A 15,821-nucleotide genomic window follows, 5' to 3' on the forward strand; every position below is an offset into this window, starting at 1 on the left:
CCTTGAGCGTAATAATTTGGCTTGTCATCTATAATATAAACGTCTCGCTGGAGTTTAATCAGGCTATTTCTGCACTTCATCTATTATCGGGTTGTTGCATCATTTGAGCGCCATATGGATATACTTCCCCAAACATACAACAAGGCACTTAGATAAAACAAAACATCAATCGTAAGCCAATCGATCAGCAGTCCACCGATAATCACGGCAAATCCTGATGCAGCTGATGTCCAGAAATGATAATTACCAACCGGCTTGCCCCGTCTGCCTGGGTCCGTATAATCTGCAAGCAGCACCCGTTCACTCATTCGCTGCATGGCATTGCAGAGCCCCATGATTACCTGCAGTAGCAATACCCATATGTAGCTTGTAATCCACGGAAAAGCAATCATTGCACCAGCCATGCCCAGCGAACTCATCATGAGCCACCGTTTGGCATACATGTCCAGACGAGGGGCCAGCCACTGTGATGCAGCCGCTGAACTGATTGTAAAAACAGCAAAGGCAAGGCCATATTTGGAGAAGCTGTTACCGAGATTTTTAAGAAACAACAAATAATAAGGATAAATCATACCCGAAGCAAGGGTAACCATGCTCTGTGAACGGACCAACCACTTCATATTCATTTACCGTTCCCCTCCGTATTGCTCCATAAAATAGTTCATAAATACATGCTCTGGATCGTACTGTTCCTTCGCTGCAAAAAAAACGTCCTTGTGAGCGTAGGCCTGTTCGAATTGATCTGCTGTGGCATATGCCTCATAAGGCAGGTAATAGGTCCCTTTGAAGCGGATCACTGAATCTATGATCTTCTGCAAACTAGCCTTGAACTTACCCTGTTCTTCGTCCGACAGTGAGGCATGGAATAGGCATACCAGACCGAACATGTCCTCTGTCGCATAGGATAGAACGGCTTCATCGTCTTGTGGCACATAACGAACGGTTATATTCAGCAGATCGAGTTTCTCTTGGGAAATAATCTCCCCCATCTCCTTAACGAAAGCAGGAAAAGCATCCATAGGGATAAAATACTCCTGCAGCAAGTCGTTAGTGCCGGGCTGATGATATTCCATAAACGCAGATGGAGAAGCCATCGCATTATTCCTACTGATCCTCGTTCCGTCCTGTGAATCGAAATATCGCTGCTGCAATTCCCAAAACCACTCTCTGCCCCAAACCGTTCCGCGATTAAGGTTGAAAAGAATCTTGGCAGGCAGCACGCCAGGTTCACGTACAGACATTTTATTATAATCCTGAAGCGAGGCTCCCGTATCAATAGCATAATTAAGAGCATACATATCGCTAAAATACCCTTCACCAGGCTGAAGTGAGATGCGGGCCAGATGCATCCGCATGTCCGGATCGCCAAGTACATTTTTACGGAAATACGTTGGGTACGCTGCGGCCTGAATTCGGTCTACGTTAAGTTGATATAATTCATCGTCCGTCAACGTCAGCGTCACATCCAAAATCAGGCCAAAGAGTCCATATCCGCCTAATACCAACGGAAATAATTCCGAATTGGACGAACGACTCACTTCCTGGATCTGCCCATCTGCAGTCAGGAGACGAAAGGACTCCACGCTCTGAATCAGTGATCCGCTGCGAAGCTCCCTCCCGTGGGCATTCACACTAATTGAACCTCCGACCGTAAAGATATTTTGAGACTGCATATTTTTGAGCGAAAGGCCATAAGGATTGATTGCACGCTGCACATCCGCCCATGTCGCTCCGGCCTGAACGGTTATCATTTTGGCTTCCGGTTGAATGTCCAGTATACGGTTATAAGAAGTCATATCAATAATGATGCCGTCCCGGTAATAGGTATGTCCGCCCTGACTATGACGTTGTCCTGCAATGGAGACTGTCAGATGATTCTCCCTTGCATCCTTCAGCAGCTCTACAAGCTGCTGTTCCTGATGCCCCTGCACGACTCGTTCCACTTTTACTGGGTGTAGGCGACTGTAGTCTGTAATGAGATATGGATTCTGATCTTCTCCTCCCGTTCTCCAGTACGTCCAAATACATAAAACGAGGAGCAGCAGGAGTACACCCATTTTTTTGAACACATAAATACCTCCTTCAACCCAAAACGTTTCAAACCCATTCCAGCGGTTAATCGTTTACATATACATTACAACGTTTGGAGATGTTAAGGAACACCTAGACCTGATTGATTAAGGAGGATATACGTATGAGTGAACCTAAAAAAGAAAAGAAAAACAAAGATCTTGAGCCAGGTGTCAATACTGTCCTTCATCCTGATCCCAACAATCCTGGCCCGACAGACATGATTGAGGATGCGATTGGAGATATCGTGGACAATATTTCTGGACATCCCAAAGACAAGTCGGCAGCAACCAACCGAAATAAATCAAACGAATAGAGTCTCAACCTATTTGCAGTTCAATCAAAAAAGTCCTTCAACCTAAACAGGCTGGAGGACTTTTCGTATGTCTATGAAAGGTAAAGCTAGTCGCACCGTGCTTGTGTCTACAACTGCTTCACCTTGTTTTCGTTTTTGATCTTCTGTAACTCCTTGTGAATCCAGATAGCTGCTATAGAGCCTTCGCCCATCGCTACCGTAGCTTGCTCCGCATGAAGTCCCAAATCCCCTGCAATCCAAACATTCGGGGCAGCCTGCAAACTGCGATGATCGGCTTCAACATGTTTATTATCAGCGATAACGGCTCCGAGCTGCTCTGCCAGCTCGAAATGTACCCGGTTGCCACCAAAAGCAATAAATCCGCGTTCTGATTCATAGATCTGCCCATCTTCGGTCAGTACCCCTGTAATATATCCGTCCTCTGTTTGTTGTACTTCCTGGACCGCAGCCTCAAGATAACGTACACCTGCCTCCTTCATGCTTCGGTGAAGCTCAGCAGAGATTGGTTTCTGTTCATGGTTGATATACAGAAGATCATTGGTACGCTCGATCAGAATCATGGCCATATTGGCACCAGCTTCTCCTGATCCCAGCAATATGGTGCGACGATCCTGAATTTCATAACCATCACAGTCCGGACACACGTAGACTGATCTGCCCAGTGTTGGCCTGAGTCCCGGAATCGCGGGGAAACGGTCACTAAGCCCGGTTGCCAGCAGCACAGTCCTTGCTGAATATAAGGTGCCTGAGGAACCCGTTAATTGAATCTGTTCTCCTACTCGTTCTGCTTTAACAATACGATCCTTTTCAAATGCAACTCCGGTCTTCTGAGCTTGCATTCTGCCTTTGGATCTTAATTCTTCACCTGATATACCCTCTGGAAATCCCAAAATATTATGATAGGTTCGGCACAAGGTTGACCTGCCTTCTCCAGCATCCACCACCAGCACCTGATGCGAACTGTAACGTCCCAGCTGAATGGCAGCCTGAAGTCCTGCGAGTCCGCCACCTACAATGATGCAATCATACTCTCGCAACCTTCATCTCCTCCAGTCCATCCTTTTGTCTTGGTCTCTGTAGATCGCTTCCGATCCTTCTATACATTAAACCGCTCAATCAGACTCAAACGTCCTAGCTCTAGCTTGTACAAAAAATAAATAACCCAAACCGTCCGCATGGTTCACGGTCCGATTTGGGTCCCTTATTCCTTACATTAGATTAACATTAAAATTGATATGATTCAATACGGGAAGCGTTGGAGATGGCATCCCAGACATCTGCTGTTTCCCCGCCCATATACCAATAAGCCAGCCCCGCTATCTTCCGGTCTGTACTCATTCTAACTTTGGCAGTTAAGGAGCGGCTCTCCTCTGCCCAGATGTATCTTGCCAAGCCGTTATTCGAATAACCAATAACATATTGCTCCAGACCTGCATTCCACTGTCTCACAGAGCCCACAGCACGTGCCCGAGTTCCCTGCTCCGCAAGTGTAATATCCCATGAACCTGTTGCCGGGCTAGCTGATGACCAGTCTCTGGTGTAGAGCGGAAGCGCCAAAATAACTTTGGCACGTACAACGTCTGTAAGCATGGTATCCAGTGCTCTTTCTACCCAAGGAAGTGAGGCAACCGAACCGGCTATAGGATCTCCATTCCAATGTTCCTCATATCCCATAAGGACCATGTAATCGGACACGGCGCCAAGCTTGGCATAATCAAATGCCTCGGTCCAGTCCGTACCCAGATCAGGAGACACATCCACTGAAACGACAGCACCAATCGTATGCAGCGAAGCAGCAAGCGACGTCACAAAAGCAGTCATGCCTGCCCGATCCGCTGGCAATACGTTCTCAAAATCCACATTAATACCATCCAATTGGTATTTCTTCACATAAGCAGTAACTTGAGTGATGACCGACGTCCTGTTGGCTGAACTGGATAACATCTGGTGCGTCATCGCAGCATCGGAACGATTGCCAAGCAGAGGCCAAACTTCCCGATTGGTTGACGATGCCCATGTGAGCAGCGCAGAGTCTGTATGGTCTGTAATCTGCATGCTGCTGTTTATAAAGAACCACCGGGGAACCAGTGTATTCACGTTGGATTGTTCAACCTGCTTCTTGAATTCCGCTGTAGTGGAGTTATACTGCCAGCCCAGTTGTATTCCCAAGGAATCAGCATTCTTAAGCTGCTGCGACCATTCTTTCTTTTGTAAAATGGCATCCAGCATGACGGCAGCTTCTTCGCGAGTCACCTGATCCTGCGGTCGGAATAAACCATCATTTCCACGCATCAGTCCGAGCTGATATACCTTCTGTACATAAGGCTTCGCCCATACCGAAATATCAGATGCATCAACATAAGTTGTAGACAAAAGTCCTGTAGAACCGGACGTCTGTTTCAGCATTCTCACGAGCAGGGCAGCCGCCTCTTCTCTCGTTATGGATGCGTTCGGTTGAAACGTTCCCTGCCCTTTCCCCTCCAGAATGGATAGATTGGTCATTGCAGAGACATTGCCATAATACCATTCCGTGCTACGGGTATCATTGTATGGACTAATATTATTTTTAACAGGTTTCAAACCGAGCAATCGAACTGCAAAAGTCGCAAATTCAGCTCGTGTCACGGCCTTCTTGGGTTCGAACCTGGTTTCTGACGTTCCGGCAGCAATACCCTCGTTCACCAAATGAGTTATCGCATCTTTCGCATAACTGGTGCTAATATCCTGGAACTGCTGTTTGGCCGTTGCTGCTTCCACCGAGATGGGGAAGACTGGTACTAGTCCAAGTATACATAGAGCAACGCACAAGACTGTTGCCACTCTTCGACCAGCATGTTTCTTTATTCTATTGTTCACATCAAAAAGCCTCGCTTCATTGGAGTACGATCTTACATCATCGTATCAAATTGAAGCGAGGCCGTATGTGTTTAAATGTTGGAAATCTGCCTAAAGCTTAATCCTTATTTGTGTACTTTTACACGCTCTTCAATCGGCTGGAATTCTTTCTCGCCTGGTGTTGCTGTTGGCTTACCAAATGGCATTTGAGCGATCAGTCTCCAGTGTTCTGGAATATTCCATTCTTGTTTCACTTTCTCATCAATCAGCGGGTTGTAGTGCTGCAGGGAAGCCCCGAGACCTTCCTGCTCCAATGCTGTCCAGATCACGAGCTGCAGCATGCCGTTGGATTGATTAGCCCAGATCGGGAAATTATCCGCATAGGCTGCAAAGTTCTGTTGAAGCTGTGCAATCACATTGTTGTCTTCAAAGAATAATACTGTACCGTATCCGCTGCGGAAACCGGCCATTTTCTCAGCTGTGGATTTGAAGGCTTCTGCATCCCCCACCACTTCACGCAAAATTTCTTCAGTGTGGTTCCACAGTTTGTCATGTTGTTCACCAAGCAAAACCACTGCACGGGAAGTTTGTGAGTTAAAAGAAGTTGGCGTATACTTTACGGCTTCCTCAACGATTTCTTGAATTTTGGCATCCGAGATCGTGGATTCCTTGCTGATTCCGTAATAGGATCTTCTGTTTTTCAAAGCGTCAAAGAAAGATTTAGACATAACGATTCGCCTCCACATTGGTTTAATATCAAGATTTTTTAAACTAACATTAGTAACTATAATATAGTAACATACATTAGTCAATAAACTATTTTATTTTCACTAAATATGCAAATATGCTAAATCAATCTTTATCGGTCTTCCTATAATCCGCACGGTATTTTTCTTCAGTCGAAGAATTGCTCTTGGTCTGATCCTTATTTTTCTCTTCTTGCTGTTCCATATTCAGGTCCTCTAAGGGGATGGGGTCCACGGTCTGCTCTTCTTCATACTGGTCAAGCAAACTTTCCTTCTCCGTCGGGTATTGTTCGGGATTATCGTGCGCATGTGCCTTATTCGGTTCTTTATTCTGACCCTGAACTTGATTTTTCATTCTTAAACGCCTCCTCTGGTTTCATTACCCTTTCTTTACCTTTTCTGCATGTCTTCTAAACACAGCAAAAAGACCACCCCAAGGATTTGGGCAGCCTTTAATCTCAATAATTAAGCAACGACCTCTTCAAAACTTAATCTTGCTTCAAAAATAATATTCTGCGCATCTGCTCCTGATCGTCCGCGAATCCATATAACGCCATCTATCGCTTCTGTTCGTTCCACAACCAGTTCTTCCTGCATTCGAATTTCCCGGTGATACGATATCTGCATGCCTGTCAGACGAGCAGCAAGTTCTTCAGCAGTAAGTGCGTCACAGCACACATCGGCATATCTCGCATTATTCATATGACCGTTGCTGTCCGTGCTGCTGTATCGAACGTTCAGGCGATAATCTTCCTGTGGCTCCAGTCCTGATGGAAGCATCACTTTCTCCGGGGGTTCACCCAGCGATAATTCGGGATGTGACTTTACTTCAAACGGCAGTGCTGCTGGTCTGAGGAGCTTTCGTTTCTCCAAATCGACAAGCGCCCAGGAAGTCCGTGCCTCCGCGATATGATTCCCCTCTGTGTCGGTAAGAACATAATCCCTCAGCCACATGACTCCTTTGTTGCCTTTATGCCAGGTCTGGAGACTGACTTCTTCCTCCAATCGAGCTTGGCGGATTATAGTCAAATCCGTTGTGATTAACATCCAGCCCAGCCCCTGATCCAGCATTTCCGATACGGTAATACCCATCCGGGCCAGATCGCGGTCTGCTGCAAGCTGCATATGTTCCAGCAATGCGGAAGGCTTGTATAATGACTTATAGTCCGATTCGGATGATCCAATTCTGTACTGAAATGCATAAGGTAGTTCCGTTGTCATTCCATTAAAACCTCCTTCGGTTCGAACCAATTGTGTGTATTGATAAGGGTAAATATCATGCCGTATTCCATCACTGGGTCCTGTGTAAGCGAGTACGATATAGATCAGGTGCACAGCCCACGTTTTGTTTGAATATGCGGCTGAAATGTGACAAACGCTTAAACCCCGACAACCTACTTGCCTCAGTAACCGAAATATCCGGTTGAAATTGAAATAACAGTTTGGCCTGATTAATACGGCGGTCATACAAATATTTGAATATGGTGCTGCCTGTCATTTCTTTGAACAACCCCGCCAGGTAAGGCTTGGATAAATGAAGCTCGTTCGCCAGATCATCCAAACCAATATCCTGCATATAATGCGTATCCACATAACCCATGATGTGCTGGACATGACGCTCCTTATCCGATGAAGGGCGATGATCCACCACGATACCATGGCAAATGCCAGCCACAAAATATAACAGGTCGCACAAACGTACTGTCATTCGTTCCTGTCTGAACTCGCCTGAATGGACCGATAGCTGATCCAGGTTCAGCAGCAGGGATTCGAATTCCGCCCGGATGTCACCCGTCAGATTGATTCGGCAGTTTCGGAGCTCATCAAAAGGCATAAGTACCTCGCTGATTCGATCTGGATGAAGGCTGCTGCGAATAAGTGATGGATCAAAGTGCAGTGTTGTGCGTTCATATAAGCCGCCAGGTACCGGATGAGCCCGATGAAGCGTCATCCCATGCATTAGAATCAGATCGCCAGGTTCCAGGCTGTACACACGGTCACCTATAATATAGGTGCACTCTCCGGCATGAAAATAATAGACCTCATAGTGCGGATGAGAATGAAATCCGTCTGACGCCCCGCTGGAAAAAATGCGCGTGGAACGATAACTGTATTCCAGCGGTGCATTAAACTGATGCATACGTGTCATTTTAAGCGCCCCCTATGGGAGAGGTTTTCTTATCTAGCATAGAAGCCATGAACGTACCGCTGTTCACGGTTCAACTCATGGCCTCTTCAAAATCTCTATAATTACAACAGCTGCTCAATGCTAGCCTGAACTTCATCCATGGAATCCACAGGTTCGAAGCGTTTGACTACTTGCCCTTCGGCATTAATCAGAAACTTCGTGAAGTTCCACTTGATTGCATCACCGTGCAGCCATTCAGGTGCCTTATCCGCGACCATTAACTTCAGCAGTTTGGCTTGCACATCAGACTCGTCAAACCCGGCGAAAGGTCCCGATTTTTTCAGAAAGTCATACAGGGGATGTGCCGTGTCGCCATTTACGTCCATTTTGGAGAACATGGGGAATTTCACACCATAATTAATCTGGCAGAACGAAGCCGCTTCTTCACTGCTTCCGGGCTCCTGTTCAGCAAATTGATTGCATGGAAAACCGATAACCTGAAGGCCTTGATCCTTATACTTATCGTAAAGCTTCTGGATATCATCAAACTGATGCGTATATTTGCATTTGCTTGCCGTATTCACAATCAGCACGGGCTTTCCTTCATATTGATAGAGCGGGAATCGTTCTCCGCTAGTTTTGGTAACTGTAAAATCGTAGATGGTTGCCATAGATTGGTGCACCTCGTTGTTATGTAGTATGTAGAATGATACGTGTTCTCTATTATATACGAAATGATCTCTGCTGTATTAAAAAAGTATGGACATCATCATTTCAATGCTACCTTAACGGATAGAGCAGTAGGATCGGTTCTTTGATTAGTGTCTCTTGGAACAGATAATTATGATCGGCTCCTACAATACACAGAATTCTCTTATTCGGATTCGAATCCATTGTGTTTTTCACCCGCTGAATCATGATTTGATTACGCACGACCCAGCGAATGTTGTGAGCTGTTGGATTGATCTCGTTTAACCATTCATATTTCAGGCGGGTCATCTCATCAAACTCCACCGAATTGAAGGGGATGTCTCCAGCTGCATGTGTACTCATTTGTTTGAAAAACCATCCATCGTCGATCTGCTGCAATTCTTCACGCCGCTCTTTGGAGTAACCTCCAAATGGATCGAAATTATTCCACACATCTAGTTCAAACCAGTCAATGGGTACAAATTCAATCTGGTTTTCCTCACATAATGGAAATATGAGCTCCCAATATTCGCTTGCCGGCTCTCCCCAATATCCCTTATTATTGCTGTCCTCGATGTATTTCTGCCAGCTTAACGGATGTACTTCTCCGCATATGATATCCGGTTTAAATTCAGTTATAAGAGATTCGTATAGGGCGAGTGAACAATTATATTTTTCTCTCAATTCCGGATTATGGATGGTTCCAAGTATACCTACAACAGTCATTTCCCTCACCTTCCTCTATCAAAATAAGCTGCCCGTTGAGGCAGCGTTATATAGTTTTGAAGCATTTGTCATATGAAAATAACCCATACCTTTTTCATAGAAAAAAAGGTTAAAACTGACCTGTAGCAAGCATACGCTCTCTGGTAATAGGAATGAGAGATAACACAACCTCTTGAGCTGCGTTATAATCATTGCTGGATAAGGCGTGCAGCGTATCCCGATTAATCCCGATTGCACTGTAGTGTTTGATATGTGGAGTTCGCTTGAAGCGGACGATGGAATACATGTAGAGTTTATCCCGGAAGGAATCAAACGTGTTCAGCATGACGCCATTGTTCAAGGATTCAACAATCTCCCGCATGAAAAGAAAATGATGTTCGGTATATAAAGGATAATCATTCCTTTTCTCGGCGGTTCGCTGAACCTCCACATGAGCTGCGAGCGATTCCAGATTTAAATAGATCTCTCGGTTCGGGTTTTTCATCATTTCAAAAGAGTAAAAAAGCATGGATTGTATCTGTTCAATTAGATCGAGAAATTCCTTCCCGCCGACATCCTTAACCAAGACACCGCGATTTTTGAGAGCAGTTACATAACCTTCTGATTCAAGACGAGCAATGGCATGACGAATCGGGGTACGGCTCATTTGGTACTCCTCCGCCAATTCGTTCTCAGATAGCAGGGTTTCGGGCATTAATTCTCCGCAGACCATTCGCTCACGCAGCATCATATATGCTGTATCGACAAGCGATATTTTGTTCATATCATAATCCCTTTCTCCCATTGATGAGGACTTCATTTGAATTTTAACGCAATCTACACATTTCACCCTATATTACCAGTCTTAGAAGAAGTTACGCAACCAGACGGAGGCAAGAAGGAGTCCGAGCACTGTATTCCAGTGTCTGGACTCCATTTTATTAAATCAGATATTTGTTTTGAAGAGCTATCCTTTGCTCTGAGGTAATGCCTAGTCCCTCAGAAAGATACTGCTCGAAAGACCCGTAGTTCTCATCGATTGCTTCGAGTGCAGCCTGGATGAAGGCCGCTTTCATCATTTCCGGGATCGCTCCCTGTAGTTCAGGCATTTGATCCATATATTTCTGATAGTCCTTGTTGCTTCCCGATAGGAAACGCTGCATGAGTCCGTCCACCGCGAGATTCGTTAGCTCGTAGTCTTCAATAACAACTTCTCGCGGCACACCCAAGGTGAGAAGAATCAATGCACATACAACTCCGGTTCGGTCTTTACCCGCGGCACAGTGGAATAAGGAAGTATCCCGCTCTTCTTTTAATAGTTCATTTAGGATAAGTGCACATTTCTCCGTATTTAATATCATGGCTTTGTAACCTGCATGCAGATCATGTCCGATCTTCTGCATTTCCTCCGGACTTGCTTCCGCCATAAAGGGAATATTCGTGTTGATCGCATGACCAATGGCTGGGCTTGGACGGCTGGTTACTTCAAAATCGCTGCGCAGATCACAAATCCAGTCAATGCCTAGCGCGGATGCCGTTTGCAGGTCCTGCTCACTAAGCTCATGCAGATCAGCAGATCGCAGCAGCATGCCCCAACGGGTCGTGCGGCCATCTTCTGTAAGGTAACCGCCCATATCCCGGAAATTAATTACGCCATCCGTGTAGATCATGCGGTCGTTAATGGTTGACACTGACCCATTCGTAAACTTCACATGATAATAGTTGCGGCCAGGAGACACCGTTCTCGTAAATACCGCTTCTGCCGGATCAATCTGTATATCCAGCAGCGTGCTGCTGGATTCAATAAATTCCGGACTAACAGAATGGTAAACTGCCTCCACCTCCATGTTCTCTGCCATATTCCAGGCTAACGCTATCCCGTTATTTTCGCTATACTTAGCCTGAACCGTAGGGCCTTGTTTTAAAAGTGAATTAGATGTTGACATTGATCTTCCTCCTCAAATTGATACACAATTTATGAAATTTGAATGAATTAGTTCTGACGTGTTTTTAGCTTCATTTTGTATCGGTTTGCCACAAACTCCACGCTGAATACCATGGCGAACACGACCAACCCGACAAATAAAGCTGCTGCAAAGTTATAGGATTTCATGGCATGAGTCATCTCATATCCAATACCTCCTGCGCCAACCGCACCAAGAATTGTGGATTCGGCAATACCGCCTTCCAGCTGCAGCACGCACCAGGCAATAAAGGCTGTCTTCACTGTAGGCAAAATACCCTGCATGACAATCTGCAGCCAGCTGGCACCCGTGGACTGCATCGCTTCGAGTACGCCCTTGTCGATTTCCTCCAGTGACTGGGCAAATACTTTGATAAGCATACCTGCAGCAGACACAGCAATCGCAAGCACTCCGGGAAGCGGTCCAAGACCCACAGACACGATAAAGATGAGAGCCCACACGATCGTAGGAATCGCACGAAGCAAGGAAGCCGCACTACGAATGATCCAAGCAACGAACGGATGAGGCGTCAAATTGCTTGCAGCCAAGAAGGAGAGAAAGAATGCTACGACGATCCCCAGCACCGATCCAAGAATGGCAACTTGCAATGACTCTACAGCCGCGAGCAGGACATGGCGCCAGGCCGAGAAATCAGGTGGAAACATGGTTCCCATGTAACCGCCGAGTTTCGTAAAGCCTTGGGCAATCTTGGCATAGTCGAACTGCAGCTGCACGAGACTGAATACAAAAAGCACAGCAATTAGCGGCAGACCGATGACTAACAGCTTGTTCCTTTTCGGCTTGGGTGGCTCTGGCATGGAAGTATACAGCGTAAAGGATGGCTTCACTTCGTTCATTCGCATACTCATATGATTCGCTCCCTTACACGATTGGTGATCGTTTCCACAACAAGAACGATAACGAGTACAAGCAGCACGGCCATGCTGGCTTCCTGATACTGAAACAACTTCAGTTTGGATTGCAGGATAAATCCGAGGCCACCGCCTCCAACCATGCCTACAATGGTGGATGCACGTACGTTGATTTCGAAGTTGTATAAGCTCCAGCCGATAAACCCGGGAAGGAATTGTGGAAATACGGCTTGGGACAACACTTGAAAATAACTTCCGCCAGCAGCACGAACCGCTTCTACCTGCCCCATGTCAATCTCTTCAAGCACCTCGGCAAAGGAACGCGTCAGCATCCCGATCGAGATCAGGATCAGCGACATCGTACCGACTACAGCACCCAGTCCAAACGCTGCAACAAGCAGAATCGTCCAGATAATGACCGGAATGTTACGAAACAGCGATGTAGCCGCACGAACAAATACCTGAAGGTAAGGATGCGGGCTTGTTGTGGCCGCGGCTAAAAAGGATAACATCCCTGCTACAACCGACCCGATGACCATCGCTACCACACTCATATAAAGGGTCTGCAGTGCAGGCTCAATGAGCTGGGAAAGCGAAGAAAGATCAGGTGGAAGAAAATCAAAAAAGATAAATCGGAAGCTCTCTCCTACCCCTGCGAACAAAGCTCCGAATGAAAACTCTGCGCCGATGGAAGACCAGATGATAAGAGCCAACAGCACGATAAAGAACAATATCGTCTGCGTGCGTTTCATTTTTCGGGCAGATTGCAACTGAGCCGCATTCATGTCAGGCTGTCTCCTTCACTTGGGGATTGGTCTGGTTGTAAATGAGCCGGATCATATCTTCCGTCAGTTCTTCAGGTGTTCCGTCAAAGACCTTGGACCCTTTATGAATGCCGATGATACGGGTTGCATATTTCTTCGCGATATCCACCTGATGCAGATTGCACAGGCAGGCAATGCCTTCCTCTTTGCAGATCGTATACAGATAATGCATGATCGTCTCCGAGGAAGCAGGGTCGAGACTGGCTATCGGTTCATCCGCCAGTATCAAATCCGGCTTCTGCGAAAGGGCACGTGCAATGCCTACTCTCTGCTGCTGACCTCCACTGAGCTCATCTGCTCTCTTGTACATCTGTTCATGTAAACCAACACGGTGAAGCATGACCTTGGCTGCTTCTGTATCTGCTTTGGAGTAGAGACCCAGTGCCCCTTTGAGCGGATTCATGTAGCCTAATCGTCCATGCAGCACGTTATTAAGAACGGATACCCGTGTGACCAGATTATACCCCTGAAAGATCATGCCCATATGACGGCGGAGTTCCCGAAGCTTCTTACCCTTGATGCCCATAGTTTCACTGCCTTTAAACTGGATCTTTCCGTTTGTCGGCTCGATCATTCGGTTCAGGCTTCGCAGCAAGGTGCTCTTCCCGGCGCCGCTCGGTCCAATGACGACAACGAATTCTCCGGCATTAATCGTCAGGTTCAAGTTATCAAGTGCTTTTGTTCCGTCGGGATATACCTTGGACAACCCTTCCACCTGTAAAAGTGTCATGTTATTTCCTCCTTATCTTTCACGTTTGAATTCTATTTCTTCAACAGTTCCTCTGGGGACATATCCAATGCTTTGGCGACTTCCCGGATTGGATCAAAATCACTGTCACTGCCTTCTACAAAACGGGCTGCGCCTACACTTTCGAGGAATTTAGGGTTTTTTGTATCATAGTCCAGCATAAGCTCACGGAGCTGTGTAACCAATTCTTCTGGCAAGTCTTGACGATAAAGCAGTGGAGCACCGCCGACGATCGGATCCGACTCGGCAATTACGCGGAAATCTTCTTCTTTAATAAGTCCTGATTCTGCCATCATCGGCACCATGAGACTTGACGTACCAATCGCATCCGCATTGCCGTTTGCCAGTGCAAGCAGTGATTTGTCATGTCCACCAGAGAACGCTACACTGCCGAAAAAGGAATCCAGCTCCTTATTGGAAAGACCCAGCTCTTTCATCAATGTGGCACGTGGGTACAAATTACCGGAGGTTGATGCCGGATCAGCAAACAAAAAATCTTTTCCTTTAAGGTCCTGTACACTTTGATATGGAGAGTCATTACGAACAAGGATGACCGTATTCGATTGTTGATCACTTTCGGAACGAACAAGCAGCTTGGCATTGGCCCGTTCCGTAGCAATGATGTAACCAAACGGCCCGATCAGTCCAATTTCGATTTTGCCTGCACGCAGGGCTTCGATGACCATGTTATAATCTTCAGCTACAAAAATTTCAGCAGGGATACCGGTTGCTTCTGTAATATCTGTTGCTAGCTGTTCCTGGGAACGGTTCATCTCGCCCTCTTCGCTTGGCATAATACCGATTCGGATGACTTCGGGCATTCCACCTTCACTCGAACTTGAGCTAGCTGAGGCCCCGCATCCCGACAGGATGACAAGCATAAATACAAGCGAGAGGATCAAGCTTTGATAACTTTTGCGTTTACTATTTTTCACAATGTATACCCTCCTGAAATGTGGTTGATTCCATACCGATATTTCTCTGGTACACAAGTAGGATACAAGTTGAATGTAAGAAGAATGATTTGGTAAATCACCGAATTTGTAAAACATTCAAGGGTATTAGTAGTCCTGAAATTGAATAAACATACTAAATTATGGAATCAATCACTATTTTCAGGGACATTAATCGTTGGATTCTGAATGGTAGGAGACGTGTTGACTTACTCATACAAGCGGGATCGTTTCATATCCAAGTATTAAAAAACGAGCAGAAAATGAAGTGGATATACCATCTCCCCTCATTGTTTGCTCGTTCATTTAAATGAAATGGAAATATAGCTGTGGAAGTTTTCTGCGATTTTACAATCGTAAGAAATCATTAGCTGCGTATATTTCCTATTTTCTTTTTACAATTCCATAATAGATCAGATTTTCGTATTGACCCTCTTTCTTCACATGATTCATGAGGACACCTTCCTGGTCCATGCCAATCTTTTGAAGAACTTTTCCAGATGCCGGATTAGAAGCAAAGTGTCGCCCATATACTTTATGATATTTTTTCACATGGAAAGCAAAATCCAACATCGCTTGTGAAGCTTCTGTCGCATAACCCTTTCCCCAATACGCCTCACCGATCCAATAAGCAATTTCGCCATGATCATACCGATGATCACAAGATAAGGCTATCGCGCCATATAGTGTTCCTGTTGCCCTATTGCAAATCGCAAATTCATAGTGTTTCCCTTTCTCGAAATTTTGTCGGTGATGCTGAATCCAGGATAACGCACAATCCAATGTGTAAGGGTAAGGTAACGTAAGCGTGCTTTTATAAATATTGTAGTTGTTACACAGCTCAGTTACGGCGGCAGCATCGGATTCGTCGAACAATCTCAGGCACAGCCGCTCCGTAGTCAACGTTTGTTGAATGGCATCATACTGCATGAGGGCTCTCTCTTTCCGCGATGCTTCGCTTTTTATTTCC

Annotated in this window: 18 protein-coding genes; 1 reads left to right on the forward strand and 17 read right to left on the reverse strand. The window is 45.9% G+C overall.

The window, feature by feature from the left end; genetic code table 11:
- Positions 1-83: 83 nt before the first annotated feature.
- Positions 84-626 (reverse strand): MFS transporter, encoded by a 543-nt coding sequence (locus PIL01S_RS02770; RefSeq protein ID WP_127536160.1) that lies wholly within the window; start codon positions 624-626, stop codon positions 84-86.
- Positions 627-2,069: an FAD-binding oxidoreductase gene (locus PIL01S_RS02775; protein WP_246058074.1), complete on the reverse strand. Its 1,443-nt coding sequence runs from the start codon at positions 2,067-2,069 to the stop codon at positions 627-629.
- Positions 2,070-2,194: 125 nt separating this feature from the next.
- Here PIL01S_RS02775 and PIL01S_RS02780 point away from each other — a divergent pair, with 125 nt between their 5' ends.
- Positions 2,195-2,386, forward strand: a complete 192-nt coding sequence (locus tag PIL01S_RS02780) for a hypothetical protein (RefSeq protein ID WP_127536161.1) — start codon at positions 2,195-2,197, stop codon at positions 2,384-2,386.
- Positions 2,387-2,493: 107 nt separating this feature from the next.
- Here PIL01S_RS02780 and PIL01S_RS02785 read toward each other — a convergent pair whose 3' ends face one another.
- From PIL01S_RS02785 to PIL01S_RS02855, 15 genes are all read right to left on the reverse strand, one after another.
- On the reverse strand, positions 2,494-3,423 hold the full coding sequence (locus PIL01S_RS02785) for an NAD(P)/FAD-dependent oxidoreductase (protein WP_127536162.1): 930 nt from the start codon (positions 3,421-3,423) through the stop codon (positions 2,494-2,496).
- Positions 3,424-3,610: 187 nt separating this feature from the next.
- The gene (locus tag PIL01S_RS02790) at positions 3,611-5,242 is read right to left on the reverse strand and encodes an S-layer homology domain-containing protein (protein ID WP_246058075.1); all 1,632 of its coding nucleotides are present in this window, start codon (positions 5,240-5,242) and stop codon (positions 3,611-3,613) included.
- Between the two features lie 104 nt (positions 5,243-5,346).
- On the reverse strand, positions 5,347-5,949 hold the full coding sequence (locus PIL01S_RS02795; RefSeq protein WP_095287620.1) for a nitroreductase family protein: 603 nt from the start codon (positions 5,947-5,949) through the stop codon (positions 5,347-5,349).
- A gap of 124 nt (positions 5,950-6,073) precedes the next feature.
- Positions 6,074-6,322: a hypothetical protein gene (locus tag PIL01S_RS02800; RefSeq protein WP_127536163.1), complete on the reverse strand. Its 249-nt coding sequence runs from the start codon at positions 6,320-6,322 to the stop codon at positions 6,074-6,076.
- 110 nt (positions 6,323-6,432) lie between these two features.
- Complete coding sequence (locus PIL01S_RS02805) at positions 6,433-7,188, reverse strand: acyl-[acyl-carrier-protein] thioesterase (RefSeq protein WP_127536164.1); 756 nt, start codon at positions 7,186-7,188, stop codon at positions 6,433-6,435.
- Positions 7,189-7,258: 70 nt separating this feature from the next.
- On the reverse strand, positions 7,259-8,116 hold the full coding sequence (locus tag PIL01S_RS02810; protein ID WP_127536165.1) for a helix-turn-helix transcriptional regulator: 858 nt from the start codon (positions 8,114-8,116) through the stop codon (positions 7,259-7,261).
- Positions 8,117-8,217: 101 nt separating this feature from the next.
- The gene (locus tag PIL01S_RS02815; RefSeq protein WP_127536166.1) at positions 8,218-8,766 is read right to left on the reverse strand and encodes a glutathione peroxidase; all 549 of its coding nucleotides are present in this window, start codon (positions 8,764-8,766) and stop codon (positions 8,218-8,220) included.
- 109 nt (positions 8,767-8,875) lie between these two features.
- Complete coding sequence (locus PIL01S_RS02820) at positions 8,876-9,511, reverse strand: hypothetical protein (RefSeq protein ID WP_127536167.1); 636 nt, start codon at positions 9,509-9,511, stop codon at positions 8,876-8,878.
- Between the two features lie 109 nt (positions 9,512-9,620).
- A complete protein-coding gene (locus PIL01S_RS02825; protein ID WP_164764153.1) occupies positions 9,621-10,274 on the reverse strand; it encodes a GntR family transcriptional regulator in 654 nt (217 codons plus the stop codon).
- 157 nt (positions 10,275-10,431) lie between these two features.
- On the reverse strand, positions 10,432-11,436 hold the full coding sequence (locus tag PIL01S_RS02830) for a tyrosine-protein phosphatase (protein ID WP_127536169.1): 1,005 nt from the start codon (positions 11,434-11,436) through the stop codon (positions 10,432-10,434).
- A 47-nt stretch (positions 11,437-11,483) separates the two neighbouring features.
- Entirely contained in the window at positions 11,484-12,323 is an 840-nt protein-coding gene (gene phnE / locus PIL01S_RS02835) for a phosphonate ABC transporter, permease protein PhnE (protein ID WP_127536170.1), read from the reverse strand.
- Positions 12,320-13,111, reverse strand: a complete 792-nt coding sequence (gene phnE, locus PIL01S_RS02840) for a phosphonate ABC transporter, permease protein PhnE (protein WP_127536171.1) — start codon at positions 13,109-13,111, stop codon at positions 12,320-12,322. Before phnE (PIL01S_RS02840) ends, phnE (PIL01S_RS02835) begins: the two co-directional genes overlap by 4 nt.
- 1 nt (position 13,112) lies before the next feature.
- Positions 13,113-13,880, reverse strand: a complete 768-nt coding sequence (gene phnC / locus PIL01S_RS02845; protein WP_127536172.1) for a phosphonate ABC transporter ATP-binding protein — start codon at positions 13,878-13,880, stop codon at positions 13,113-13,115.
- 32 nt (positions 13,881-13,912) lie between these two features.
- Positions 13,913-14,833: a phosphate/phosphite/phosphonate ABC transporter substrate-binding protein gene (locus tag PIL01S_RS02850; RefSeq protein WP_246058076.1), complete on the reverse strand. Its 921-nt coding sequence runs from the start codon at positions 14,831-14,833 to the stop codon at positions 13,913-13,915.
- Positions 14,834-15,235: 402 nt separating this feature from the next.
- Positions 15,236-15,781, reverse strand: coding sequence for a GNAT family N-acetyltransferase (locus PIL01S_RS02855; RefSeq protein ID WP_127536173.1), 546 nt, complete (start codon positions 15,779-15,781; stop codon positions 15,236-15,238).
- Positions 15,782-15,821: the final 40 nt, after the last annotated feature.

Origin of the sequence: Paenibacillus illinoisensis NBRC 15959 (assembly GCF_004000925.1) — a bacterium.
Classification (GTDB): domain Bacteria; phylum Bacillota; class Bacilli; order Paenibacillales; family Paenibacillaceae; genus Paenibacillus; species Paenibacillus illinoisensis.

What these genes read in the sequence shown, in the direction of transcription:
- PIL01S_RS02770 (WP_127536160.1), bottom strand. Translation starts at nt 626, where the DNA reads ATGAATATGAAGTGGTTGGTCCGTTCACAGAGCATGGTTACCCTTGCT.
- PIL01S_RS02780 (WP_127536161.1), top strand. Translation starts at nt 2,195, where the DNA reads ATGAGTGAACCTAAAAAAGAAAAGAAAAACAAAGATCTTGAGCCAGGT.
- PIL01S_RS02795 (WP_095287620.1), bottom strand. Translation starts at nt 5,949, where the DNA reads ATGTCTAAATCTTTCTTTGACGCTTTGAAAAACAGAAGATCCTATTAC.
- PIL01S_RS02800 (WP_127536163.1), bottom strand. Translation starts at nt 6,322, where the DNA reads ATGAAAAATCAAGTTCAGGGTCAGAATAAAGAACCGAATAAGGCACAT.
- PIL01S_RS02805 (WP_127536164.1), bottom strand. Translation starts at nt 7,188, where the DNA reads ATGACAACGGAACTACCTTATGCATTTCAGTACAGAATTGGATCATCC.
- PIL01S_RS02810 (WP_127536165.1), bottom strand. Translation starts at nt 8,116, where the DNA reads ATGACACGTATGCATCAGTTTAATGCACCGCTGGAATACAGTTATCGT.
- PIL01S_RS02815 (WP_127536166.1), bottom strand. Translation starts at nt 8,766, where the DNA reads ATGGCAACCATCTACGATTTTACAGTTACCAAAACTAGCGGAGAACGA.
- PIL01S_RS02820 (WP_127536167.1), bottom strand. Translation starts at nt 9,511, where the DNA reads ATGACTGTTGTAGGTATACTTGGAACCATCCATAATCCGGAATTGAGA.
- PIL01S_RS02825 (WP_164764153.1), bottom strand. Translation starts at nt 10,274, where the DNA reads ATGAACAAAATATCGCTTGTCGATACAGCATATATGATGCTGCGTGAG.
- PIL01S_RS02830 (WP_127536169.1), bottom strand. Translation starts at nt 11,436, where the DNA reads ATGTCAACATCTAATTCACTTTTAAAACAAGGCCCTACGGTTCAGGCT.
- phnE (WP_127536170.1), bottom strand. Translation starts at nt 12,323, where the DNA reads ATGAGTATGCGAATGAACGAAGTGAAGCCATCCTTTACGCTGTATACT.
- phnE (WP_127536171.1), bottom strand. Translation starts at nt 13,111, where the DNA reads ATGAATGCGGCTCAGTTGCAATCTGCCCGAAAAATGAAACGCACGCAG.
- phnC (WP_127536172.1), bottom strand. Translation starts at nt 13,880, where the DNA reads ATGACACTTTTACAGGTGGAAGGGTTGTCCAAGGTATATCCCGACGGA.
- PIL01S_RS02855 (WP_127536173.1), bottom strand. Translation starts at nt 15,781, where the DNA reads ATGCAGTATGATGCCATTCAACAAACGTTGACTACGGAGCGGCTGTGC.